Annotated in this window: 23 protein-coding genes and 1 pseudogene; 12 read left to right on the top strand and 12 right to left on the bottom strand. The window is 71.5% G+C overall.

All coding sequences use genetic code 11. The annotated features are described in order from the left end of the window. The 5 genes and pseudogenes from AB0O36_RS36225 to AB0O36_RS36205 form a co-directional block, all read right to left on the bottom strand. Nucleotides 1–168: pseudogene (locus AB0O36_RS36225) on the bottom strand (sulfate ABC transporter substrate-binding protein); the annotation flags it as partial. A 289-nt stretch (nucleotides 169–457) separates the two neighbouring features. Then, nucleotides 458–562, bottom strand: coding sequence for a putative leader peptide (locus AB0O36_RS36220; RefSeq protein WP_365118064.1), 105 nt, complete (start codon nucleotides 560–562; stop codon nucleotides 458–460). Nucleotides 563–698: 136 nt separating this feature from the next. Beyond that, nucleotides 699–1,157 (bottom strand): Rrf2 family transcriptional regulator, encoded by a 459-nt coding sequence (locus tag AB0O36_RS36215; protein ID WP_365118062.1) that lies wholly within the window; start codon nucleotides 1,155–1,157, stop codon nucleotides 699–701. Nucleotides 1,158–1,344: 187 nt separating this feature from the next. Further along, the gene (locus tag AB0O36_RS36210) at nucleotides 1,345–2,547 is read right to left on the bottom strand and encodes an acyl-CoA dehydrogenase (protein ID WP_365118059.1); all 1,203 of its coding nucleotides are present in this window, start codon (nucleotides 2,545–2,547) and stop codon (nucleotides 1,345–1,347) included. Nucleotides 2,548–2,853: 306 nt separating this feature from the next. Then, nucleotides 2,854–5,673, bottom strand: a complete 2,820-nt coding sequence (locus AB0O36_RS36205; RefSeq protein ID WP_365118058.1) for an exo-beta-D-glucosaminidase — start codon at nucleotides 5,671–5,673, stop codon at nucleotides 2,854–2,856. A gap of 277 nt (nucleotides 5,674–5,950) precedes the next feature. Between AB0O36_RS36205 and AB0O36_RS36200 the strand changes: the two genes are divergently transcribed. The 5 genes from AB0O36_RS36200 (at nucleotide 5,951) to AB0O36_RS36180 (ending at nucleotide 9,530) form a co-directional block, all read left to right on the top strand. Continuing rightward, a complete protein-coding gene (locus AB0O36_RS36200) occupies nucleotides 5,951–6,391 on the top strand; it encodes a hypothetical protein (RefSeq protein WP_365118056.1) in 441 nt (146 codons plus the stop codon). Between the two features lie 219 nt (nucleotides 6,392–6,610). Then, the gene (locus AB0O36_RS36195) at nucleotides 6,611–7,009 is read left to right on the top strand and encodes a hypothetical protein (protein WP_365118055.1); all 399 of its coding nucleotides are present in this window, start codon (nucleotides 6,611–6,613) and stop codon (nucleotides 7,007–7,009) included. A gap of 31 nt (nucleotides 7,010–7,040) precedes the next feature. Continuing rightward, nucleotides 7,041–8,387, top strand: coding sequence for a hypothetical protein (locus tag AB0O36_RS36190; protein ID WP_365118052.1), 1,347 nt, complete (start codon nucleotides 7,041–7,043; stop codon nucleotides 8,385–8,387). Between the two features lie 29 nt (nucleotides 8,388–8,416). Next, nucleotides 8,417–8,929, top strand: a complete 513-nt coding sequence (locus AB0O36_RS36185) for a hypothetical protein (protein WP_365118050.1) — start codon at nucleotides 8,417–8,419, stop codon at nucleotides 8,927–8,929. 91 nt (nucleotides 8,930–9,020) lie between these two features. Continuing rightward, nucleotides 9,021–9,530: a hypothetical protein gene (locus AB0O36_RS36180; RefSeq protein WP_365118049.1), complete on the top strand. Its 510-nt coding sequence runs from the start codon at nucleotides 9,021–9,023 to the stop codon at nucleotides 9,528–9,530. Between the two features lie 44 nt (nucleotides 9,531–9,574). Here AB0O36_RS36180 and AB0O36_RS36175 read toward each other — a convergent pair whose 3' ends face one another. From AB0O36_RS36175 to AB0O36_RS36165, 3 genes are read right to left on the bottom strand one after another with little or no spacing between them, the layout of a single operon-like run. Continuing rightward, nucleotides 9,575–10,249 (bottom strand): response regulator transcription factor, encoded by a 675-nt coding sequence (locus tag AB0O36_RS36175; RefSeq protein ID WP_365118048.1) that lies wholly within the window; start codon nucleotides 10,247–10,249, stop codon nucleotides 9,575–9,577. Then, nucleotides 10,246–11,457, bottom strand: coding sequence for a histidine kinase (locus tag AB0O36_RS36170; RefSeq protein ID WP_365118047.1), 1,212 nt, complete (start codon nucleotides 11,455–11,457; stop codon nucleotides 10,246–10,248). The genes AB0O36_RS36175 and AB0O36_RS36170 overlap by 4 nt, the downstream gene beginning before the upstream one ends. Nucleotides 11,458–11,459: 2 nt before the next feature. Further along, complete coding sequence (locus AB0O36_RS36165) at nucleotides 11,460–11,984, bottom strand: hypothetical protein (RefSeq protein WP_365118045.1); 525 nt, start codon at nucleotides 11,982–11,984, stop codon at nucleotides 11,460–11,462. Between the two features lie 264 nt (nucleotides 11,985–12,248). Here AB0O36_RS36165 and AB0O36_RS36160 point away from each other — a divergent pair, with 264 nt between their 5' ends. Further along, nucleotides 12,249–12,770 (top strand): protease inhibitor I42 family protein, encoded by a 522-nt coding sequence (locus AB0O36_RS36160; RefSeq protein ID WP_365118043.1) that lies wholly within the window; start codon nucleotides 12,249–12,251, stop codon nucleotides 12,768–12,770. Here the strand turns inward: AB0O36_RS36160 and AB0O36_RS36155 are convergent. Further along, entirely contained in the window at nucleotides 12,749–13,000 is a 252-nt protein-coding gene (locus AB0O36_RS36155; protein WP_365118042.1) for a hypothetical protein, read from the bottom strand. The genes AB0O36_RS36160 and AB0O36_RS36155 overlap by 22 nt on opposite strands. 21 nt (nucleotides 13,001–13,021) lie before the next feature. On the opposite strand from AB0O36_RS36155, the gene AB0O36_RS36150 reads away from it, so the two are divergent. Continuing rightward, a complete protein-coding gene (locus AB0O36_RS36150; protein WP_365118039.1) occupies nucleotides 13,022–14,212 on the top strand; it encodes a cytochrome P450 in 1,191 nt (396 codons plus the stop codon). 35 nt (nucleotides 14,213–14,247) lie between these two features. On the opposite strand, the gene AB0O36_RS36145 is transcribed toward AB0O36_RS36150, so the two are convergent. After that, on the bottom strand, nucleotides 14,248–14,640 hold the full coding sequence (locus AB0O36_RS36145; protein ID WP_365118038.1) for a carboxymuconolactone decarboxylase family protein: 393 nt from the start codon (nucleotides 14,638–14,640) through the stop codon (nucleotides 14,248–14,250). Nucleotides 14,641–14,846: 206 nt separating this feature from the next. On the opposite strand from AB0O36_RS36145, the gene AB0O36_RS36140 reads away from it, so the two are divergent. Further along, nucleotides 14,847–15,812 carry a LysR family transcriptional regulator gene (locus AB0O36_RS36140; protein ID WP_365118035.1) on the top strand — a complete coding sequence of 322 codons (966 nt, stop codon included), beginning with the start codon at nucleotides 14,847–14,849 and terminating at the stop codon, nucleotides 15,810–15,812. Here AB0O36_RS36140 and AB0O36_RS36135 read toward each other — a convergent pair. Both AB0O36_RS36135 and AB0O36_RS36130 read right to left on the bottom strand, forming a co-directional pair. Next, nucleotides 15,746–16,240: a hypothetical protein gene (locus tag AB0O36_RS36135; protein ID WP_365118033.1), complete on the bottom strand. Its 495-nt coding sequence runs from the start codon at nucleotides 16,238–16,240 to the stop codon at nucleotides 15,746–15,748. The genes AB0O36_RS36140 and AB0O36_RS36135 overlap by 67 nt on opposite strands. A gap of 112 nt (nucleotides 16,241–16,352) precedes the next feature. Next, nucleotides 16,353–16,880 carry a MarR family transcriptional regulator gene (locus tag AB0O36_RS36130; RefSeq protein WP_365118032.1) on the bottom strand — a complete coding sequence of 176 codons (528 nt, stop codon included), beginning with the start codon at nucleotides 16,878–16,880 and terminating at the stop codon, nucleotides 16,353–16,355. A gap of 39 nt (nucleotides 16,881–16,919) precedes the next feature. Here AB0O36_RS36130 and AB0O36_RS36125 point away from each other — a divergent pair, with 39 nt between their 5' ends. From AB0O36_RS36125 to AB0O36_RS36110, 4 genes are all read left to right on the top strand, one after another. Next, on the top strand, nucleotides 16,920–17,948 hold the full coding sequence (locus AB0O36_RS36125; protein WP_365118030.1) for an EamA family transporter: 1,029 nt from the start codon (nucleotides 16,920–16,922) through the stop codon (nucleotides 17,946–17,948). Nucleotides 17,949–18,000: 52 nt separating this feature from the next. Then, on the top strand, nucleotides 18,001–19,542 hold the full coding sequence (locus AB0O36_RS36120) for an MFS transporter (protein WP_365118028.1): 1,542 nt from the start codon (nucleotides 18,001–18,003) through the stop codon (nucleotides 19,540–19,542). Nucleotides 19,543–19,545: 3 nt separating this feature from the next. Further along, nucleotides 19,546–20,190 carry a GAP family protein gene (locus tag AB0O36_RS36115; RefSeq protein ID WP_365118025.1) on the top strand — a complete coding sequence of 215 codons (645 nt, stop codon included), beginning with the start codon at nucleotides 19,546–19,548 and terminating at the stop codon, nucleotides 20,188–20,190. Between the two features lie 466 nt (nucleotides 20,191–20,656). Further along, nucleotides 20,657–22,153, top strand: a complete 1,497-nt coding sequence (locus AB0O36_RS36110; protein WP_365118066.1) for a VCBS repeat-containing protein — start codon at nucleotides 20,657–20,659, stop codon at nucleotides 22,151–22,153. The last annotated feature ends 55 nt before the right edge of the window (nucleotides 22,154–22,208 follow it).

Raw genomic sequence — 22,208 nt, 5'->3', positions numbered from 1 at the left:
CCGGACCTCGGAGGCGGAGAGCTTCTTGGCGTCGGCCGCCACGTTGGCCTTGTCCGCGGACTCGTCCTTCTTCGCGTCGGAGCCGTAGCCGCAGGCGGTGAGCAGCAGGGGAAGGGCCGCGGTGACGGCGAGGGCGCGCAGCGGGGTGAGCGGTCTTGCGGGAGACACGGAGGTGTCCTTTCAGGGGATGGTCTCGGGGGAGACACGGAGGAGAACGACGCGAAGCCATCGGCACACTGCACCCGCTTCCCGCCGTCGCCGGCGGGATCGCGGTCGCAAGCCGGGGAGGGGCCGGGTTCCGGCCGCCCGGAGACGGACGCCGGGCCCGGGCACCGGACGCCCGCGCCCGAAGGCAGGCGTCCGGCGAGGCCGGCCGAAGTGCTGCCCGGCCGGCGGAGGGCCGAGTGGCCGGCCACCCGTCACGCAAGGTGCGTGGCAGCGAGGACGGCGGAGTGTGTCAGGCGGCCTGACAGCGACAGATGGCGCTGGACGTACGGACCAGATCGATGTGGCGGCGGCAGGTCAGAGGCAGCGTCCGGCCCGCCTGGTGCGGTGTTCGCACGGCCACCTCCCTGAATCCGAGTTTTCCCACCTGGTTGGTAGGGATACTGGCAGAGCTGGGCGCCCGCCCCAAGGGGGTGACCGTATTCTGGACGCCTATGTCTCGCTATACGAGAAACTGCAGGTGGGGCGCGGGGTCAGGGATTGGTCCAGGCCGCGGGGGTGTCGGCCAGAGCCGATACGTCGGTGGGCAGGGCCGACGACGCGACGTCGGCGAGCGTCACGCGATCGAGGATCTCGCGCACGTTGGCGCGCAGCGCGATCCAGACGGGGAGGAGCGACTCGGCAGGGCCGGTGTAGGAGAGGTCCGGTGGGCGGACTCCGCGCACCGAGACCAGCGGCCCCTCCACGACGCGGATGACATCGGCGATGGTGATGGACCACGCGGGCTTGGCCAGCCGGTAGCCGCCGTTGCCGCCCCGCTGGCTGAGCACGAGACCGCCCCGGCGCATGTCGTTCAGGATGCCTTCGAGGAACTTGTGGGGGATGTCCTGGGCGTCGGCGATGGCTTCCGCCTTCACGGGCCCGTCATCCTGTGACGCGGCGAGCTGCAGTGCGGCACGTACCGCGTAGTCCGCCCTGGCTGAGATCCGCATACGGACATTATCTTGCACGGCTGCTGCCGGGGTCGCCCACGGGTGGCCGCCGGCGGCCGGGCGCGTGCCCGATCCCGGGCGCCCCCGGATGCGTGCCCGATCCCGGGCGCCCCCGGATCCGCAGGCCGATCCCGGGCACCTCCGGCCTCGGCGTGCGGATCCCGGTCCCCGCGTGCGGTGCCCGGCGTCAGTGGAAGGCCGCCGCCACCGCGCGGTGGGAGCCGTTGAGGTAGTGCCGGCCGATGGAGCGCAGGCGGTGCGCGACCGGGTGGTGGGCGGTCAGTACCCGGGCGTTGCGCCAGAAGCGGTCCAGACCGGGGGCGTCGGCGAGTTCCAGCACCCGGGCGGTGATGTCCAGGGCGGCCTTCGACGTCACGGCTTCCGCCGTGGCGATCAGGGCGGTGACGTCCGCGGGGTCGTCGTCACCCAGCTGCGCACCTGCGCCGAGGGCCTGCGCCATCACCTCGGTCGCCCGGTCGACCACGACGGTGGCCGTCTGTGCGGCGGCGGCGAGTTCCCCGTACGTGAGCAGCAGGTCCGGGTCCTCGCCGGGCGGCCGGTACGCGCGGCCGCCCCGGCTGAGGTCGCGGGCTTCGGTGAGGGCGGCCTCGGCGATGCCGAGGCCGACGTGACACAGGGCGAGCCGCAGCGCCGGATCGGCGAGCGCGGTGAAGGGCGCGGTCGACTCCAAGTCGTGCGGCCGGCGCCCCAGCACCTGGTCCGGCGTGACGGTGACCCGGTCGAGGACGACCTCACCCGCACCGGCGACGCGCTGCCCGAGGCGGTCGTGGGCGGGTTCGACGGTCACGCCCCGCGCGCCGGGCGGGACCCGCACGACCAGGACGTCACCGGTCGCGGCGCAGACGGCGTCCACCACGATCTGGTCGGCCGCGGCCACCGCCGAGTCCACGGACCGGCGCCCGTTCAGCACGTGGCCGGAGCTGCGGGGCCTCAGCGTGAGGCCGGTCCCACCCGTTTCGTCCCCGTCTCCCGGCGCGTGGACCGCCCCGGTCCACAGCCACTGCTCGCGCACCGACTCCTCTTCGAGGGCCGTCGCCTGATGGTGACTCGCGTAGAAGCGCCCGCTCCAGGCGTGTACGTAGTGGCGGGCGAGCAGGTCCCCGACGGAGCTGTCCGCGGTGGCGATCTCCCGGATGACGGCACACCCGGTACGCCAGTCCGCCCCGCGGCCGGGTCCGGGCGGGGTGAGCGCGGCCGGCAGCCCGGCATCGCGGAGCCGGGCCGTCTCGTCGACCGGCGGCTTTCCCGCCTGATCGCGGACGATGGCGTCCGCGGCGAGGTCCTCCGCCACGTCACGGGCGGTGCGCAGGAGCGTGCGGTGTCGCTCGTCCGGGGACCGGTGGCCGGCGGGGCTCGATGTGGTCGGCACCGGCGTCACCGACAGGCCCGGGTGCCGCTGTGCGGTGCGGGGGCTGGGCGGACGGCGGTGCCACGGGCGGTGGCAGAGGTCATGTCGGCTACTCCGGAACGTCGTCGTGTGGTGGCGATGGGCTTCCGCGAATCCCACCTTTCCCATCGGATTGATAGGAATACTGCGGACCGAGCCGCAATCCGGCAAGAGCATGACCGGATGGTGGACAGATCGATCTTGGAATGGAAGACGACGGCAGCCGCCGTGCCGTACGCGCCGACCCCTCCCGGTCGGATGAAGAACCGGAGAGGGGGCACGCCGTCGTCAGCGGGACGGAACGGTGACCGTCCGGGCGTTCCATCCGGAGACCCGTACGCGCGGGGCGGCCTCGCCCGGCCCGGCCGTCCGGCGGGTGGCGGTCAAGTCCACCGATTCGCCGGGCCACACGGTGATCTCGTTGTCGCTCCACCGGACCGGCAGCAGGGGCGTCCCGCTCGCGGACACCAGGTCGACGTCGGTGAACAGTGCAGGTGCCTTCGTGGTGCCCGGATGGCGGAGGGTCACGGTCGTCGTCGACACCCCGGACCCGGTGACCGTCGTGGTGGCCGTCGCGTCCAGGGAGACCGGAGGCATCTCGTTGAGCCCGGTGAGATCGGCGTAGGCGGTGGTGGGGGTGTGGTACCAGTCGGCGTCGGCGTGTGCGAGGACATCGCTGCGCGCGGAGAGCCAGTAGACGTTGCGGCTCAGTTCCCGGCCGGAGCCGTCGGTGAGCAGCAGCCGGGCCAGGTGGGTCGTGTCCAGACCGGCGACCGTGGCGGGGACGGTCAGCGAGGTCGTCGTGACCCCGCCGCCCCGGACGCTCACACCGCTCACCGTGCGGTCGTACGCCTGCGTCCCGTCCGTGTTGAAGAGGGTGACCCGGGCGTGCAGCCCGGAGGCGTCCGCCGTCCGGTTGTTCACGACGCTGACGGCCCGGTTGTCATAGCCGTACTGCACGTGAAGGGGCTCGTTGGCCTTCTTCGCGCCGAAGTAGGCGCCGTTCTGGTCCAGGTACCGGTCGATGAGCTGCCAGTGCAGCGAGGTCCAGCCGCTGTTGAGCATCCAGTAGATGACACCCGTTGCGGGCGCGTCGGTGTCCTCGGCGTTGCGGGAGTACGCCTCGAACTGCGCCCGTACGTTCTCGTACTGGGCCAGCTGGGCCTTGCGCAGGTAGTCACCGAGGTCGGTCGGGCTTCCGTAGCGGCCGGCGAGCGCGGCGTTGTACAGGGCGAGCGTCGAGAACGTGCGTGAGGGGGAGCGGTGGTACTGGGCGGCGGACGGCTCCCTCCAGAGGGTCTCCAGCTCGGCGGGGGTCAGCATCCGGCGCAGCGTGTCCAGGGTGGGGATGCTCGGACCGGCACTGGTCTCGGAGTTGAAGCCGGTGGCCCCGCCGGCGCCGGAACGCTTGTCGTACCAGTAGGCGGGCGGTACCCAGTCGTAGGGGCCGGTCATCTTCATCCCGGAACGGCCGGAGACGGGTGCCGGCGCCCCGGAGGCGGAGGGGACCACGGGCACGTTCCAGTCGGCTCCCTCCAGCGCCGTGAGGTATTCCGCCTCGATCTCCGCGTCCGGCGCGGCATCGCTCCCGATGAGGAACGACACCACACTCGGGTGGTGGCGCAGCCGGGCCGCTTCTGCGGCCATCGAGGCCCGGGCGACCGCATGGTCGGCTTCGTCCCACTCCTCCCCGGATCCATCGGGGTTGAAGTCGCCTTCCCACTTGTTGCAGCACTCCCAGCCGGGCAGTACGAGGATTCCGTGGCGGTCCGTCAGGTCGAAGAACTCGTCGGGTTCCAGGTGCCCTTCCAGGCGCAGCGTGTTCAGCCCCAGGTCGCGTACGTACGCCAGGCGGTCCTCGGCGTACCGGCGGTCCCAGCGCAGGAACGCGTCGGGGGACCAGCCCGCGCCCTTGATCAGCAGCGGGCGGCCGTTGATCCGGTACTGCCGTGCGCCGTCGGAGTCGATCGGCGCGCGCACCTCACGGATCCCGAAGGCCGAGCGGGCCGTGTCGGAGGCGGTCCCGTCCACCGCCACCGTCAGGTCGAGGTCGTACAGCGGCTGCCCGCCCATCCCGGCCGGCCACCACACGCGCGGCGATCGCACGCGGAGCCCGGGGTGGTCGGCGGGTGAGAAGACGACGGTCCTGCTCTCCCCGGGGGCCAGCGTCACCTGCCGGCCGATGGCGGCGGGGCCCGCCGTGCCCGAGAGCACCGCGGTGACGGTGTCCGACGTTCCGTTGCGCAGAAGGGCCTTGACCGTCAGGTCGGCGCTGTCCATCGAGGGCATGGCCAGTGCGGTGACGACGTGGACGTCGCGCAGCACCACCGGCCCGCTCCGGCGGACGACGACATCGCGGACGATGCCCATGTTCCGGTCCGGCGGCGGCTGCAGCCAGTCGAGCCAGCCCGTGGTGAGGTGCTTCTTCGGGTCGTTGGGCCGGATCCGGAAGGCGACCGTGTTGGTGCCGGCACCGACCAGGGCGGTGATGTCCAGCTCGTGCCGGGTGTAGGCCCCCGCGACGGTGTCCGCCGTGGCGATCCGGTGGCCGTTGACGAAGACGTCGGCGGCGGAGATCACCCCGCTGAAGTCGAGGTGGGTACGCGCTTCCGGGCCGGTGACCGAGAAGTCGGCCCGGTACCACCACGGGACCTCGAAGTCGGCCGCGGGGATCAGTTTCTGGTTCGTGGAGCGGAAGGGGTCGGGGTGGACTCCGGCCGACAGCAGGGCGGCAAGGACGGTGGAGCGTGGACCGGCCCGGTACCAGCCCGTCGTCGCGTAACCCGGCCTGGACACCTCCTCCGCCGCGTCCTCGACCAGCGCCGTCGACTGGATCATGAACCCGCCCAGGGCCGTGGCGGAACCGGGACCGCCTGCGGCCACGGTCGCGGCCGGCGGGCCGGACTCCGCCTGGGGGCCGAACACCGCCCGCGGCCCGGGCGCCGCCTGAGGCCCGAACGCCGCCCGCGCGGCGGAACCGGCCGGGGCGAGGGCAGCGGCCAGGACCCACAGCGGTAGGAGGAGCAGAACGAGGCGGGCCGGGCGGCCGGTCCGGAACGCGAAACCGCGGTGGCGGGCCGGAGCCGCCACGTCCTGTCGTTGCCGCATGGCCCCAGCATGCGGCCCCACCACCACCGGGCCGCGCCTCACATCCCGGGCGTCGCCCGATCGAACCAACCAACGGCCCCGCGGCCCGTAGCCCCCGCAGGCGGAAGGGCCCTTGTGCTGCCGGACCGGCTCGCCGGCCTGGACCTGGCGTACCTGCACCTGATGGACGGCCCGGACGGCGGCCTCACCGCCCGGCTGCGCGGGACACGGCCTGCCCCGGTGGCTCGCCGCCGACGGTCCGTTCGACGCCCCGGACCGGGCGACCTACCCCTTCGACATGAAGATCCGTGCCGGTCTGATGGCCGGCACCGCCCCCGCCCGCTTTCCCGTGATCCCCGGCCTGGACGCGGCCGGCGTGGTCGACGCCGTCGGCGAGGGAGCCGATGCCGCCGTGGAGGACGAGGTCCTCGGCGCCACCGTAGGCGGAAGCTACGCCGAACAGGCCCTGCTCGACGGGCCGGTGGTCAAGCCGGAGGCCCTGTCCTGGGAGACCGCCGCCTCCCTGGTGACCGTCGGCCGGACCGCGTCCCGCGTCCTCGGGGAGCTCGGTGTGCAAGCGGGGCGTACCCTCCTCGTCCACGGCGCCGCAGGCAGCGTGGGCGCCCTCGCCCTGCAGCTCGCCGTCGCCCGCGGCACCACCGTCATCGGAACGGTCGGCGAACGCGACATCGAGCGCACCACCGCGCGGTCCTCGTGCCCTGACCCCCTGACCCCCTGAGCCCCCGGACGGGCCGGTGCGGATGCCGTGTCAGGCAGGACGGCACGGCCGGCGGTGCCGACCGTGTCTCCGGTCCCACGCAACAGGGACCCCGTTCGACTCCCGCGCGCGCGACGAACCTATGATCGACGCCTGCCGACGGGGAGGCGCACCATGTCAGGGAATTCCGAACGGGATCAGGTCTACGAAAGTGCGAGCAGCGCGGACCAGGACGCGGGCTTGCGACTGAACAGCGGACCACCCGGGCCGTACGCTCCGGGCACCACTCCGCCCTCGGCAGGAATGTTCTCTCCGGGCGGGAACCAGGACTTCGCTTCGACGCCGGCCCAGAAGAAGGCAGCGGCCGGCACCATCGAGACCGAGCTGGAGCCGAACACCAAGAAGGCCTCGGAGCATGCGGACGACGCCACCGGGTCGGCTCGGAAGGGCTTCGAGGGCTGGGACACGGCCGCCGGCCTGAAGAAGGTGGCGGACACCTGGGACCAGCAGGTGAAGACCCTGCTGGGCCGCCTCGCCGGCGAGAAGAGCGCGCTGCGCGGCGCCTCGGGTCTCTTCACCCGGAACGACACCGGCCTGGGCGACCAGTTCCTGTCGCAGTCGAAGCTGAACGGCCTGTAGGGGGAGCGGCGTGCCTACGTACCACGAAGTCATGACCACGGACCTGGGCCTGCTGACGACAGCGGCCGCCAAATGGGAGGCGATGGCGGGCGAGTTGCACGAGGTCGAGATCCGCTACGGCGAAACCGTGCAGAAGATGTCGACCGGCGGCCAGGACTGGGCCGGCGTCAGCGCCGGCACCGCCCGGACGCGTTTCACGGCGACCCGCTACGAGTACTCGGCCTCGCAGATCCAGGCCAAGGCGATCGCCGGCCTGTTGCGGGACGCCCACGCGCAGTTCACGGACCTGAAGAAGCGGGTCGAGAGTGCCCGGGCCGAGGCGATCGCCGCCGGCATGACCGTTTCGGAGGAGGGGCGCGTCGCCTTCGACTACGCCAAGCTCACCCCCGCCGAGCGCAGCGCCTACCGGCACGACCCCGACGGCGAGACCTCGATCCGCACCGCAGTCGCCAAGTGGCAGCAGCACATCGACGATCGGGTGAAGGCCGTCACCCTGGCGGACCAGCACGTCAAGATCGCCCTCGATGCCGCCGTGGTCGACAGCAACAAGGACAACTTCGGCAGGGGCGCCGACCAGACCCTCGACGGTTTCAACGCCGGTGCCGAGGGCGACTTGGCGAAGGTCCCGATGCCGGCAGCAGCCGACAAGGACGCCGCCACGAAGACCGACGGATGGCAAGCCGAGGGCAAGGCATCGGCGACCGGTCCCGGAGCAGGCTCTGCCGCCAGCGGCCCCAAGTACGGCAAGGAGGCCTCGGCCAAGGCCTATGCCGACCTCGGCCATGCCACCGCTGAGGGGTCCCTGACCAACGGGTCCATGAAGCTTTCCGGGATCGCCGACGCCTATGCGGGGGCCCGGGCCACCGCCAACGTCGGGTTCACCGACAGCGGCCTGACCGGCAAGGCCGAGGCGTCCGTGGGCGGGCGGGCGCTGGCCGAGGGCCGCGCGGAGTACGGGCACATGGGCTACTACATGCGCGGTGAGGGATTCGCCGGAGCCGAGGCCGGAGTCAGCGCGGGGGCGAGCCTGAGCGGCGTCAACGCGGGTGCCAAGGCGTTCGCCGGGGCCAAGGCCTCGTACGCGGGAGGTGGAGAGCTCGCCGGGATCGGCGCCGGCGGGACGGCCGAGGGATGGGCCGGGGCGGGCGCCGAGGCAAAGGTGACCTTCGGCAAGGGCGAGGACGGCAAGTTCCACATCGGTGGCGAAGTCGGCGTCGCCGTCGGCCTGGGCGGAAAGCTGGGCGGAGAATTCACGGTCGACCCGGCCAAGGTCTCGGCCGCCGCGCGCGACGCCGCCGACGCCGTCGGGGACGCGGCCGATGCGGTGGGCGACGCCGCCGGCTCCGTCAAGGACGAAGTCACCAGCTGGTTCGACTGATGTACGTTTCCGTGGAAGGAAGGACCTGAATGGCCACGACGCTGCCCCTCCCGATCGAGTTCCGCCTGCCGGAAGGCTGGATCCCGGCACCGCCGGACGAGGTCGACGCTCCGGCCGTGGCCTTCGTCGCTCTGCACCCGAAGGCGGACGCCGGGTTCACGGCGAACATCACCATCGACGGCGACTTCCTGTCGGAGACCGAGACGCTGGAAGGCGTCGCCGATGACGCGGTGGAGCGCCTGCGTGACGGCGCCGAATCCGTGGAGGTGGTCCAGCGCCGCGGCGTCGGATCCGCAGAGGCCCCCGGCCTCACGCAGCGGCTCACTCTCACGGCGGTCGTCGCAGGCGTGCGCCGCGACCTCGTCCAGTCGCAGGTCTATCTGGCCATGTTGGACAGCACGGATCCGGAGCGGCGCGCCGTGATCCGGATGACCCTGACCGCCACGGCGACGCAGCACGACAGCGTCCTGGGAGACTTCCAGGACTTCCTCCGCACGGTCCGCCCGGACACCGGGCAGGAGCCCTCCGGCGGCGCCCGGTAGCGCCTGGTCAGGCGGGATCCCGCGCCGGGCGGATCCGGCCCTGCCGCGGGGAGATGTTGTGGTCGGGGCCGGAGCTTCGTAGGTTGGGCGGATGGGCTTCCTCGACAGACTGACCGGCACCGAGCACCCCGACCGTGGTACGGCCCCGCGTTCCGCGGAGGAGGTCCGGGCAGCGCTGCTCGCGCTCAACGGGCCGGACGTGCCGTTCGTCGTGCGCGGTGGTGACGCCGAAGGCGCCGACCTCGTGGCGGAATGGCGGATCTCGGATCCTGCCTGGCACACCTTCTTCGCCCGCACCCAGGTGAGCCGGGTCACCCAGGTCAGGATGCGGCTGGTCCCGGCCTCCCACGAAGCCCGCACCATCGATCGCCAGTTCGAGGTCTCGTGGGTCGGCGGTACGCCCAGGCTGGCCGTGTCGGCCGCAGGGTCGCAGGGGCAGGTGAAGACGGTGTCGTGGCGCCGGTCAGTGGAGCGGGGGGCCGAGGGCCACCGCCAGGCGACGGAGTCCTACCGCTTCGACACCTCGGACCTGAAGGACCCGCTGCGGGCCGCGGTCCTCGCCGCGGGATGGACCTGGCGCGGAGCGGTCTTCAAGCTCTGACCCCGCCGGGCCGCAGAAGCTGCCCGTGCCTGCCGGAGGGTGCGTCAGGCGAGGCCTGCCTCGATGGCGCGGCGGACGGCGTCCGACCGGTCCCGGATCCCTGCCTTGGCGAACAGGTTGTTGATGTGGGTCTTGACCGTGGCCTCGCTGATGAACAGCTTCTCGGCGATGCCCCGGTTGGGCAGCCCGAGGCCGATCAGCGCGAGTACCTCGCGTTCCCGGGGCGTGAGGTCCGCGGGCAGGTCCCGCCCCGCCGGCGCGGGTGCCTTGGCCCGCGCCGTGGCGAGCAGGCGGTCCTGGACCGCACGGTCGAGTACGGACTGGCCGGCCGCCGCGGCCCGGATCGCGCGGGTGATGTCGCGGCGTCCGGCGTTCTTCGTCAGGTATCCGCGGGCTCCGGCGCCCAGCGCGCCCAGGATCGAGTCGTCGTCGGCGAAGGTGGTCAGGACGACCACCGCCACCTCCGGGTACTGCTCGGCCAGCCGCCGGGTGGTCTCGATCCCGTCCATCACGGGCATTCTCAGGTCCATCAGCACCACGTCCACAGGACCGGCGGCGACCGCCTCCAGCACCTCGCGGCCGTGCGCGGCGGCTGCGACGACGTCGATGTCCTCGGCCAGGGCGAGAACCGCCGCGAGGGGCTCGCGGACGGCCGCCTGGTCGTCGGCGACGACCACCCTCAACTGCTGCTGCTCAGTGCCTTCGGTGCGTTCGCTCATGTCGGGATCACTGCCTCCACTTGCCATCCGTTGCGGTGCGGTCCTTCGGCGACCGGGCCCGCGGTGACCGTTCCGCCCAGCAGTGCGACCCGTTCGCGCATGCCGATCAGTCCCATCCCGCTGCCCGCACCGGCGTTGGCCGCACGGGTGGCGGGGGCGTTGCGGACGCTCAGCGTGGTCGAGGCCGCGGCGTACGCCAGTTCTACCTCCACGGCCCCGCCGGGAGCGTGCCGAGCCGCGTTGGTGAGGGCTTCCTGCGCGATCCGCAGCAGGTTCTGGGCGGCCCGGGCCGGCACTTCGCGTACGGTCCCGGTGACGGTGAGCGCGTCGTGGTGGCCAGAGGACTCCAGCATCGCGGTCAGGCTCTCCAGCAGCGGCAGCGCGTCCTCGCGGAGCGCGTGCACGGTCCACTGCGCTTGCCTCAGGCTCTCCTGGACCAGGCCGTGTGCCTTGTCGTGGGCCTCGCGGACCTTCTCCAGGTCGCCGGTGTCGATCAGCGCGTCCGCCAGCTCCAGCTGCATGTTGATCCCGGCGAGGGAGTGCGCCAGCACGTCGTGCACGTCCCGGGCGATCCGGCCGCGTTCGGTCAGTACGGCGGTCCGGGCCTCGGCCCGGGCGGCGCGTTCGGCCGACTCCGCCGCCTCGATGGCCGCCCGTACGGCCTGACGCTGGGTGCGGTTGACGATCCCGATCAGCACCGGGAGGCCGGTCAGGAGCCCCCATGCCCATGGCAGCGTTTCGTACCCCGGTCCGAGGCGGAAGTACAGGACCCCGCCGCACAGGAGACTGCACATCCCCGCGAGCACCAGGGCCGGCCTGGTCTCCAGCCGATACCCGATGTGACCGGCGAGGAAGAAGGCGAAGAGGTACCCCGTTCCGCTGCTGCTGACACCGATCAGGGCCGCTGCCGCGACGACGCCGAGGCTGAGCCAGATCATCGCGAGACGCGGGGAGACCTTGTGCTCGGGCAGGCGCCTGGCCAACAGCGCCGCGGCGTTGACCACGAAGAGGACGGCCACGGCCGGCCCCCACCCGCCGAACCCCATGGGCCGGATCGTCAGGGCACCCACGACGACGACGGCGAGGCTCGCCACCCACTGCACCCGCGGGTCCTGTCCGGGAACGGGACGCGGTCCCGCCCCCGGGCCGGTGTCCGTCCTGTGGGGCGGGGCGCTCTGGTCTGCGGGCACGGGCCGAACATACTGCACGGTCAGGCCGTACGGTCGAGGAGGGGCACGGGGCGGAGCGCTTTGACCGTGCGGCTGCGTACGTAGATGGTGGCCACCCGCGTGACGACCTCGGTGAGCGCCATCAGCACGAAGGCCGCGACCCATGCCTGCTCGCCGGTGATGTGGTGCGCGAGGCTGAACCGTGCGAGGTCGTCGGCGCCGCCGGCGTGCTCGACCCACACCTGGAAGCCCATCCGCGCTCCCATGCCCACGACCCACAGGACCGCCGACACCGCACCCGCCTTGATCAGGAGGTGCCCGTCGAGGGCACGGATCCGGGTGTAGACGCCGCCGCCGATGCCGAGTGCGGCGCCGACGCCCATCAGCGCAGCGATCAGCACCAGGTCGTTGCCCCCGGTGGGAACGGTGTCGAGGTACGAGTACGCCACGAAGGCCACGATGCCCAGCGGCAGCAGGAAGGTCTTGCGGTCGAGACGGCCTTCCCGCAGCTGCCGGAAGACGATCAGGATGAGTGCTGCGTCGGTGATCCACTCGGTTGCTGTCATGCCCTACAGACTGCTGCGACGCAGCGCACGGCACCTGGACCCATGGGTGGAACCGGGGGTGGAGATCTCCGACCGGACGAGATGCACACCATGAGCCCGAGCGCCGAACCCCTCCTCTGCCTGCTCGGCTCTGTGCACACCACAACGTCACGACGGGCCCCTCGTCACCCGGGAAGGTGACATGATCGACGTTCCAAAGGGGCCCGGCTGCCCGGGTCGGCAAGGACGACTTCATCAACGGCTCTATGGGCAAGGCTTATTACAGTGATTTCCCGGACGCGTACAGCAGACGTTCTCCCCGGTGGCAGGAGGGGTGCAGCGATCGCGGCGGCCGCGGTCCTCGTCCTCGCCACCGGCTGCGACTCCGGCTCGGACGAATCGGCCGCCGGCGCCACGAGCCTCCCGGTGAAGAACACCAGCATCACCGCCGAGCCGGGGGAGCGCTTCACGCTCACCGTCGGCCAGAACGCCTCCACCCGCGAGTACTGGTACCTGGTCGACCCGAAGCCCGACAGTTCCGTGCTGCTCAGCCGCGGTCAGCTCTACACGGCGGACTCCGGCGCCGAAGCGATGGAAGGTGCCGGGGGCCGGCTCACCTTCACCTTCGAGGCCAAGGGCAAGGGGACCACGCGGTTCACCCTGCTGCACTGCACTTTCACCACCTGTCAGGGAAACACCTCCTCCTTGCCCCCTGCGACGACCGGGCCCTCAGCCATACCCGCCGCGAGAGCGACGCCCCCTGCGCAGGCGCCCGAGCGCATCACCTATACCGTCACCGTCAACTGAGCCGAAACGGCAGCGCCTTCGCCCAGCACGAGCAGGCCCGCCTGCGCGGACGGCCTCGTCCGGATCTCCGGGGCCGCTGACGCCGTGACCGCCGGCCTCACCCCGAACCGGAATTCCTGGAGGGCATTCAGCGACAGCTGGACCCGTCCTCGACGGGTTTCCACGTCGAGGATCTCGCCGACGACCCGCCGGCCGGCCGAGAAGGAAGGCGCGCAGAGCTGGGTCCTCACACGCCGAAGTAGGGTGACGCCATGGAGCAACAGGGCGACCTCATAAAAAACCCGCACGATGCACACAAGCACCTGCGTGACTCTGCGCCCGTACAACGCATCACCGGGCCGAGCGGCGAACCGGCATGGCTGGTCACCCGGTACGACGACGTACGCTCGGCCCTTGCAGATCCACGGCTCTCCCTCGACAAGGCCAACGCTGCTCCGGGCGCCTACCGTGGGCTGCCCCTGCCTCCGGCCTTGGACGCGAACCTCCTGAACATGGATCCCCCTGACCACACCCGCATTCGCAAGCTCGTCAGCCGCGCGTTCACCCCCCGCCGGGTGGAAGCGCTGCGTGCTCCGATTCGCCGCACCGCGGACGCACTGCTGGACGCACTCGGCACGGAAGGCCGCACCGACCTCATAGCCGCATACGCAGCTCCGCTGCCGATCACCGTCATCTGTGACCTCCTTGGGGTCCCCGAGGACCACCGCCAGGACTTCCGCGCCTGGACCAACGAGCTGATCGCACCTGACCCCAGCCGCCCGCAGGCCGTCAAGCAGGCGATCGGTGCCATGCTCGCCTTCTTCACGGGTCTCATTGCGCACAAGCGCCGGCACCCTGCCGACGACCTTCTTTCCGACCTGATCTCGGCCCGCGACACCGACGGAGACATGCTCAGCGAGGACGAACTGACGTCGCTCGCCTTCCTCATCCTCGGCGCCGGCTACGAGAACACCGTCCAGCTCATCGGCAATGCCGTCTACGCACTCCTGAGCCATCCCGAGCATCTCGAACGCCTCCGCATGGACCCCTCAAAGCTTCCCGAGGCGGTCGAGGAACTGGCGCGTTACGAAGGACCGGCGCTCCTGGCGATCCGCCGCTTCCCCACCGAAGACGTGACCATCGGAGACGCAACCGTCCCTGCCGGGGAAACAGTCCTGCTGTCGCTGTCTGCAGCCAACCGCGACCCCCGTCGCTTCGCCCACCCCGAGCGGCTCGACTTCGACCGCGACACATCCGGGCACCTTGCCCTGGGGCACGGAATCCACTACTGCCTGGGCGCACCCCTGGCTCGTGCCGAGGCCGAGATCGCGCTGGCCGCACTCCTCGAGCGGTTCAGCACCCTGACCTTGGCCGAACCCGAACCCCACTGGCGGCCCTCCCTGCGTGCCCGCAGCCTTCTCGACCTCCCCGTGGAGTACAAGGCCGCGCCCCCGCGGGCGTGAACACGCATGGGAGCGGCGTCAGGCGACGGGGACCGTCAGCAGGAGGCGGAGGAGGGCGCCGCACTTCCCGCGGCGGCGGACGGACCGTGGTGGGCGTGGCCGGGGCCGTGGCCTTCGTAGAGGCGGTCGGCGAGGAGCGCGTGGGCGAGGGTGCCGCCGGCGCGGACGGAGGCGGTCACGAAGGCGGTCTCGGCGAGTTCCTCAGGAGTGACGCCGTGCCGGCGGGCGGCTGCGGTGTGGACGTCGAGGCAGTACGCGCACTGGGTGACGAGGGCGACCGCCACGGAGATCAGCTCGCGGTAGCGGCGCGGGACGGCGCCGTCCTCGCGGTCGACCGCGTTCTGGAAGGCGAGCCAGGCCGCGAACTCGGGCGCGGCCGCGCCGCCTACGGAGCGGGCGCGGTGGAGATCGTCGGGGTGCGCGTACATGGTTACTCCTTGGGGAAGTTGATGAGGTGGAGAGGGAAGGGGAAGGGGAGGGGGAGGGGCAGAGAAGCGGTCAGGTGATGGAAGGGGCAGACGTGCCCCTGGGTGGGCGTGTGCTCCGGAGGACGGCTCCACCTCACCTCGGATCCGCCCCCACGTCCAAGACCGGTTCCGCAGGTGCGATGCCGTTCTCGGTATCGTGGCTGGTCATGGACTTGAAGGCGTTGCGCTGCTTCGTCGCGGTGGCGGAGGAAGGCCACTTCGGCCGCGCCGCCGTGCGGCTCCACCTCGCCCAGCCTCCCCTCAGCCGCAGGATCCGCGACCTGGAGGCCGACCTGGGGTGCCGCCTGTTCGACCGGATCCCGACCGGCGCACGCCTGACCCCGGCCGGAAAGGTGCTGCTCCCGGAGGCCCGCGACCTGCTGGCGCGCGCCGAGCGCGCCCGCGAACGGGTGCGGGCCGCGGAATCCGTGCGCGAGGTCGTCCTGGGCACCGTCGCCGGCGCGGGACTGGATGCCGGGCCCGCGGCCCTCGCCGTGCTGCGCCGCACCCATCCCGGGCTGCGGGTCAGGCTGTACGAAGCACCCGTGACCGATCCGACGGGCGGGCTGCGCGAGCGTCGGGCCGACCTGGCGCTGACCCGGCTCCCCTTCGACACCTCGGGTCTGACCGTACGACGGCTCGGATCGGAGCCCCTGGTGGCGGTACTGCCCGCGGACGACCCGCTCGCCGCACGGCCGCGGCTGCACGTGCGGGAACTCGCCGGCCGTCCGCGCTTCCGGCTGCCGGCCGGGACGGACGCGCGGTGGCGCGCGTACTGGCTCGCCTCCGACGAGGACGCCCCCGGCCCGGTGGTGACGTCCGCCGAGGAATGCCTGCACGCGGTGGTGTGGGACGGGGTGACCGGGATACTGCCGGCCGGGGCCGCGCGCAGGCACGCGCGTCCGGGGATCGCGTTCGTCCCGCTCGACGGCCACCCGCCGAGCTGCGTGGTGCTGGCCCGTCGCACGGACGCCCCCGACCCGCTCGTGGACGCGGTGGCAGCCGCCCTGGCCGACGCCCACGCCGCCGCACCGAACCCGCCCCCGCCTCGCTCAGCCGCTGGTACTCAGCCGAGCGCCCGCGATTCCCGCGCGGCACCCGCCGGCCAGACGATGTCCACGGGGAGCCCGTAAGCCTGGGCTGTGGCCACGACATCTGCTGTCCCACCGCGCCCGCCGTCGCTGCCGTCCCAGACGGCCATCAGCAGCTCGGCACGGCCCAGGAGCATACGGTTGGCGGCCACATACGCAGCACGCGTGGTCCGCCGGTACGGCATCACCGTGCATTCACCGGCCGACTGGCACAGGCGATCGAACTCATCGGCATGACGCGGATCGACCATGCGTTCGCGGTAATCCCGTGAAGGGATCACCGCGATCAACCGTCCTCCCACGGCCAGAACGGCATCCGCGAAGACCCTGTCCGCACCTGCCGCCAGGCAGGACATACCGGTCAGCTCGGAGGCGGGGTACCGGCCGAGCCTCGAAATCAGGGCTTCCCTGATCAGAGCCTTGCTTGCCTCCGTGATGTTCGCGTGCCCGGTTACTGCGATCGATGTCACGTCGCGCTCCTGTCTGATCCCAAGGCGCCACGACCGGCCCCCTTTTGCGCAGCACAAGGATCGTCAGCGGCCCTGCCGAATGGAACATGCTCCGGCACCCGTGACGCCCGGCTCACTTGCCGTCGGACGGGCGAAGGCCTTCCACGCGTGAGGTCCAGGTGGTGAGCAGCCCTTCGAGCGCCTCGGTCTCGGCCGGAGTCAGAAGGCTCAGCAGCCGGTGTTCGTTGCGCATGTGGTCGGTGAATGCCTGGTCGATCAGTGCGTGACCGGATGGGGTGAGGGCCACGATCCGGCCGCGCTGGTCGTCGTCGGAACGGCGGCGGGTGACGAGCCCCGCCCGCTCCAGGCGGTCGATTCGCTTCGTCATCCCGCCGGTGGTGACCATCGTGTGTGCGGCGAGTTCGCCGGGCGCGCGCTCGTAGGGTTCGCCGGCGCGACGCAATGCGCACAGGACGTCGAACTCGCCCTCGCTGAGTCCGTAGCGCCCGTAGACGACGCAGAGCTCCTCGGTGAGATGGCCGGCCAGGCGGTGCAGCCGTGCGATCACGCCTTGCGGGGAGGTGTCGAGGTCGGGTCGCTCGCGGCGCCAGTCGGCCTGGATGCGGGCCACGCGGTCCATCGGCTGAAGGTCGTCGTCCATCCCGCCAGCATAGCTTCCATGGAAGATATATTATCTTCCATGGAAGCCAATATGCGGTGGGTGGCCCTGACCGGTGTCGCGCCGGTGGCCTGGGGTGCCAACTACTACGTCACCCACGAATTCCTGCCCCCCGACCGCCCTCTCTACGGGGCGGCCCTGCGAGCGCTGCCCGCAGGGCTCGTCCTCCTCGGTCTGTGCAGGCGGCGCCCGCGCGGCGACTGGTGGTGGCGGTCCGCGGTGCTCGGGCTGCTCAACGTGAGCGTGTTCTTCGTGCTCGTCTACGCCGCCTCCCAGCTCCTGCCCACGACCATCGCCTCGACCGTCATGGCGGTGTCCCCACTGGCGATGATGCTCATCGCCTGGCCCCTGGTCTCCGAGCGGCCCGGCCTCGCACACGTGGCCGGCGCGGTGATCGGGCTCGGCGGGGTCTGCACCATGCTGCTCACGGGCGCAGGAGGGGTGAACGTACCGGGAGTCCTCACAGCAGCCGCGGCGATGCTCATATCGTCGTTCGGTCACATCCTGGCCAAGCGTTGGAACACCGGCGCTGACGTGCTCGCCTCAACCGCCTGGCAGCTCACCGCCGGAGGACTGTTCCTGCTTCCGGCTGCCGCGGTCGTGGAGGGAGCCCCGCCCACACTTTCCGCATCGGAGCTCCTTGCGTTCGGCTTCGTCTCCCTCGTCGCCACCGCGCTGGCCTTCGTCTCCTGGTTCACCGGGCTGCGACGCCTGCCCGCAGGGACCGTGGGCCTGGTCGGACTGCTCAACCCGGTCACGGGCGTACTGCTCGGCACGGCAGTGGCCGCAGAGGTGCTGACGGGCCGGCAGCTGTGCGGTCTGGCACTCGTCCTGACCGGAGTCGTTCTGGGACGGCCCGCACGCCCAGGACGGATCAACGACAGCCGAGCTCCTCGCCCACCTGCATCCGGCCACCCCTGCACCCCCTGCGTGTCATCCGAATGGGTCGATGTACGGCACCGCGGATCAGGCAAGACTCTCGCGGAGCCCAACTTCCCCCGGAGGTCCCGTGTCCGAAAGCGGCGCACCACGCACCGACGTTCCGCGTGAGGCCCCTGCGCGGGCGTCGCTCGTCCTGGCGTCCCTGATCACCGTTGCCGCGGTGGCCAACCTGAACCTGTCAGTGGCCAACGTGGCGCTGCCCGCGATCGGGAAGGCCTTCGACTCCTCCCAGACCGCACTGAACCTGATCGCCGTGGGGTACTCCCTCGGCCTGGCCGCATCGGTGCTCTATCTGGGTGCGGTCGGCGACCGTCACGGACGCAAGCTGCTGCTGCTCCTCGGAGTCGCCCTCTCCATCCCCGCCTGTCTGCTCGCCGCGTACGCGCCGAACGACACCGTCCTGGTGTTGGCCCGGATCCTCGGCGGGCTGTCGGCCGGCATGGCCTACCCGACCACCCTGGCGCTGATCACCGCCCTGTGGGCGGGGCCGGGCCGGACGAAGGCGATCGCGCTGTGGTCAGCGCTGGGCGGCGGCATCTCCATGCTCGGGCCGGTGGTCGCGGGCGCGCTGCTCGAACGCTTCTACTGGGGGTCGGTGTTCCTGGTCACCCTGCCCCTCGCCCTGGTCGCGCTGGTGATGGCCCTGCTGTTCGTCCCCGCGCACGCCAACGAATCGGTCGAACCGGTCGACAACCTCGGCGGTGTCCTGTCCGTCTTCCTGGTCGCGGGACTGGTGCTGGCGATCAATTTCGCGGTCGTCCCCGGTCAAGGGTCACTGGTCGTCGGCCTCGTCGTGATCGCTCTGGCTTCCGGAGCGGCGTTCGTCCGGCGTCAGCGCAGGGCTCCCAACCCCTTGTACGACCTCCACATCGCCGGCCGGCGCACGTTCTGGGTCGCCGCATGCGCGGGGATCATCGTGTTCGGTTCCATGATGGGGTCGGCGTTCGTCAGCCAGCAGTACCTGCAGAACGTGCTCGAGTACGACCCGGTCGAAGCCGGCGCCTCCATCCTCCCCCTCGTCGTGCTGATGGTGCTCGTGGCTCCACAGTCCGCGAAGCTGGTCGAGACACGCGGCGCCCGTACGACCCTGCTGTGCGGTTACGCGTTCCTCTTCCTCGCGTTCGCCTGGATGCTGCTGTTCTGGGGCGAGCACAGCAGCTACTGGCAGATCGGCCTCGCCTACGTGCTCGTCGGCATCGGCGCCGGCCTCGCCGGGACACCCGCATCCCACTCGCTGACCGGATCGGTGCCAGTGCGACGCGCCGGCATGGCCTCGGGCACCGCCGACCTGCAACGGGACCTCGGCGGGGCCGTCATGCAGTCCGTCATGGGCGTGCTCCTCACCGCCGGCTACGCCTCGGCCTTCAGCACGGCGATCGCCGCTTCCCCCGAGGGCAAGGACGTGTCGGACCAGGTCCAGAGCGAGCTGACCAAGTCGTTCGCCTCCGCCGCCCAGGTCGCCCAGCAGCACCCCGAGTACGCCGACCAGATCGTCGCGGCAGCACGCCAGTCGTTCCTCCACGGTGACGACTGGGCGTACACCGTGGGCCTGGTCGCGATCGCCCTGGGCGCGCTGCTGATCTTCACCAGGTTCCCGCACCGGGCCGCCGAGCGGGAACTCCTGCGGCGCTACCACACCGAGGACTCCGCCTCCGCCTCCGCTTCCGCCACCGGCGACGGGCCGACCGGACCGGAGGCCTGAGAGGTGGTCCTCGATCTGGTGGTGATCGGTACGGCCGTCACCTTGGGGCCCCTACACAACAGCGCCTTCATCCTGCTCCTCTCCTCGCGGCGCGGCGTACGCCAGGGCCTGGCGTTCCTGCTGTCGTGGCTGGCCAACCTGATCGCGGTCATCGCCTGCGTGATGCTGCTGACCGGGGGACAGCCCCCGGTCCGTCACAGCGCGCCCTCGACCGCCGCGATCGCCGCGAAACTCGCCATCGGCGTGGCCCTGGTGCTGTACGGCGCCCACCGGCACCGCCGACCGCCCCGCCCGCACGGCCCACCGCGCTGGGCCGCCCGGATCGACAACGCCTCCCCGGCCACCGCAGCCGGCCTGGCATGGCTGCTGCAACCCTGGGCACTGGTCGGTGCCGGAGCCGCGATCGCCGTCGATGCGGACCTCTCCACCCTCACCGACTGGCTCGCCCTGGCGGGCTACTGTCTGCTGGCCACGCTCAGCCTCGTCGTCATGGAGATGTACGCGCTCCGGGCGCCCGCGGCCGCGGGCGCCCGGCTCAACGCCCTGCGGACCTGGCTGGAGCAGCACCAGGAACAGCTGATCGTCACGATCTCCCTGTTCGCCGGCCTGTGGCTGACGGCCCGGAGCGTTTACGAGCTGGTCGCCTGACGCGGACGGCCCTGACGCGGACGGCCCCGCGACGGTCGCCCGGTGCAGGAATCCCAACTGATGTGCAGGGAACGGGAACCGGAGTGATCGTGCCGACGTGAATGTCGGCAATGGGGCTCGGCGTGCACGGACGGAAGCGGGGGGCCGTTCATGCACGGATGCGTGATCCCGGACACACACATGACGTGTGCCGGGGCAGAGCCCCACGGCTCGATCCTCAGGGGGGATCTTGACTACATCGCACCGTACGTCACCGCAGCGCAGACGGCTGCGCGCCCTGGCCGCCGGGAGCGTTCTCGCCCTGGCCGCGGGTGCGCTGGCCGCCGCGCCGAGCGTCGCCGCGCCGAGCCTGGGCGCGCCGATCCTGGCCGCGCCCAGCCCGGCCGTACCGGGCGTCGCCGCTCCGGCGTCGACACCGTCCGCCGTGACCGGAACCGCCCGCGACCGCGCGCGCCCGACCGTCGTCATGCCTGCCCGGGTCCCGGCCCGGACGGCCGCTGCCGCCAAGCCGCGGCACGACGTCGACGGCGACGGCGTCAGCGACATGATCGTCATGGAGTACGACCAGGTCACGGCCGTCTACCTGTCGTCGATCAAGGCCTGGAGCGAGTACACGGTCTACAAGACCGACCCGGATCCCGAGGCATCGTTCAAGGACCTGCTGCCGATCGGCGACGTCGGCGGCAGCACCAAGCCCGAACTCCTCTCGCTCACCTTCGACGGCGTGCTCACGCTCTACGAGGCGGGTGTGAAGAGCACCTCGGCGCCCCTGTGGTCGGGCCGCGGCTGGCAGATCTACAACCGGCTCATCGCCACCGGCGATCTGACCGGCGACCGCCGCCCCGATCTGCTGGCCCGGGATCCCGCCGGTGACCTGTGGCTGTACACCGGAACCGGAAGCGTCACCAAGCCCTTCAACTCCCGGGTCAAGGTCGGCTCCGGCTGGGGGATCTACGACCAGGTCGTGGGCGCCAATGACGTCGACGGCGACGGCATCGGCGACGTCCTCACCCGCAACCTGGCCGGCGAGCTGTGGTTCCATAAGGGAGCCGGCAGCGCCACCGCCCCGCTCAAGCCCGCCGTCAAGGTCAGCACCGGCTGGAACGCGTACAACATGATCATCGGTTCGGACGACGGCGACGGCGACGGCCGCAGCGACCTGATGGCCCGCAACCACGACGGCGTGGAGTACTGGTTCAAGTCGATCGGCGGCGGCAAGTTCGCCGCCCCCGCCTACTTCGGCAGCGGCTACGAACTGAACAAGTTCATCGTCGGCGCGGGCACCACTTCGCTGTTCGGCAAGGGCCAGAACGTGATGACCCAGGCCGACAACGTCCTGGCCAAGTACTACGCCCTGGCCAACGGCGACTACCTGTCCCCGCCGGTCGCGGCCGGCAAGGAGACGCCCGGCTCCCGCAACACGTACGCCACGGGCCTCAACAGCCACAACCACGCCAGCTACGTGCAGAACATCGGCACCGATCTCTACGTCCGAGGCGTGAAGGTCAGCACGTCGTGGAACTACACCATGATGGCCGGCCCGGGCGACCTCACCGGCGACGGGAAGGGCGACCTGGTCAGCCGTGACTCCGCCGGCGTCCTGTGGCTGCACCCCGGTGACGGCCTGCTGTACACGAAGTTCGGCACGCGCATCAAGGTCGGCACCGGCTGGAACGGCTACAACGCCCTCGTCGGCGCGGGCGACTACTCCGGGGACGGGCGGCCCGACCTGCTCGCCCGGGACACCGCCGGCGGCCTCTTCCTCTACAAGGGCACCGGCACGGCCGGGGCGCCGTTCGCCGCCCGGGAGCAGGTCGGCAGCGGCTTCAACCAGTACGACAAGCTGTTCGTCCCGGGCGACATCAACGGCGACAGCAAGGGCGACCTGATGGCCCGGCTGCCGGGAGGTGACGTGTACACGTATCCCCGCGGATCATGGAAGCCTCGCTGGCGAGCGGCGTGACCACGATCATCGGCCAGGAGATCGGTCCCAGCTGGGGCGTCGGCGTCAACTCCCC

Origin of the sequence: Streptomyces sp. NPDC089799 (assembly GCF_040684755.1) — a bacterium.
GTDB lineage: Bacteria > Actinomycetota > Actinomycetes > Streptomycetales > Streptomycetaceae > Streptomyces.
Note: the sequence above shows the minus strand (reverse complement) of the source record. Positions and strands in the feature narration are given on the sequence as shown.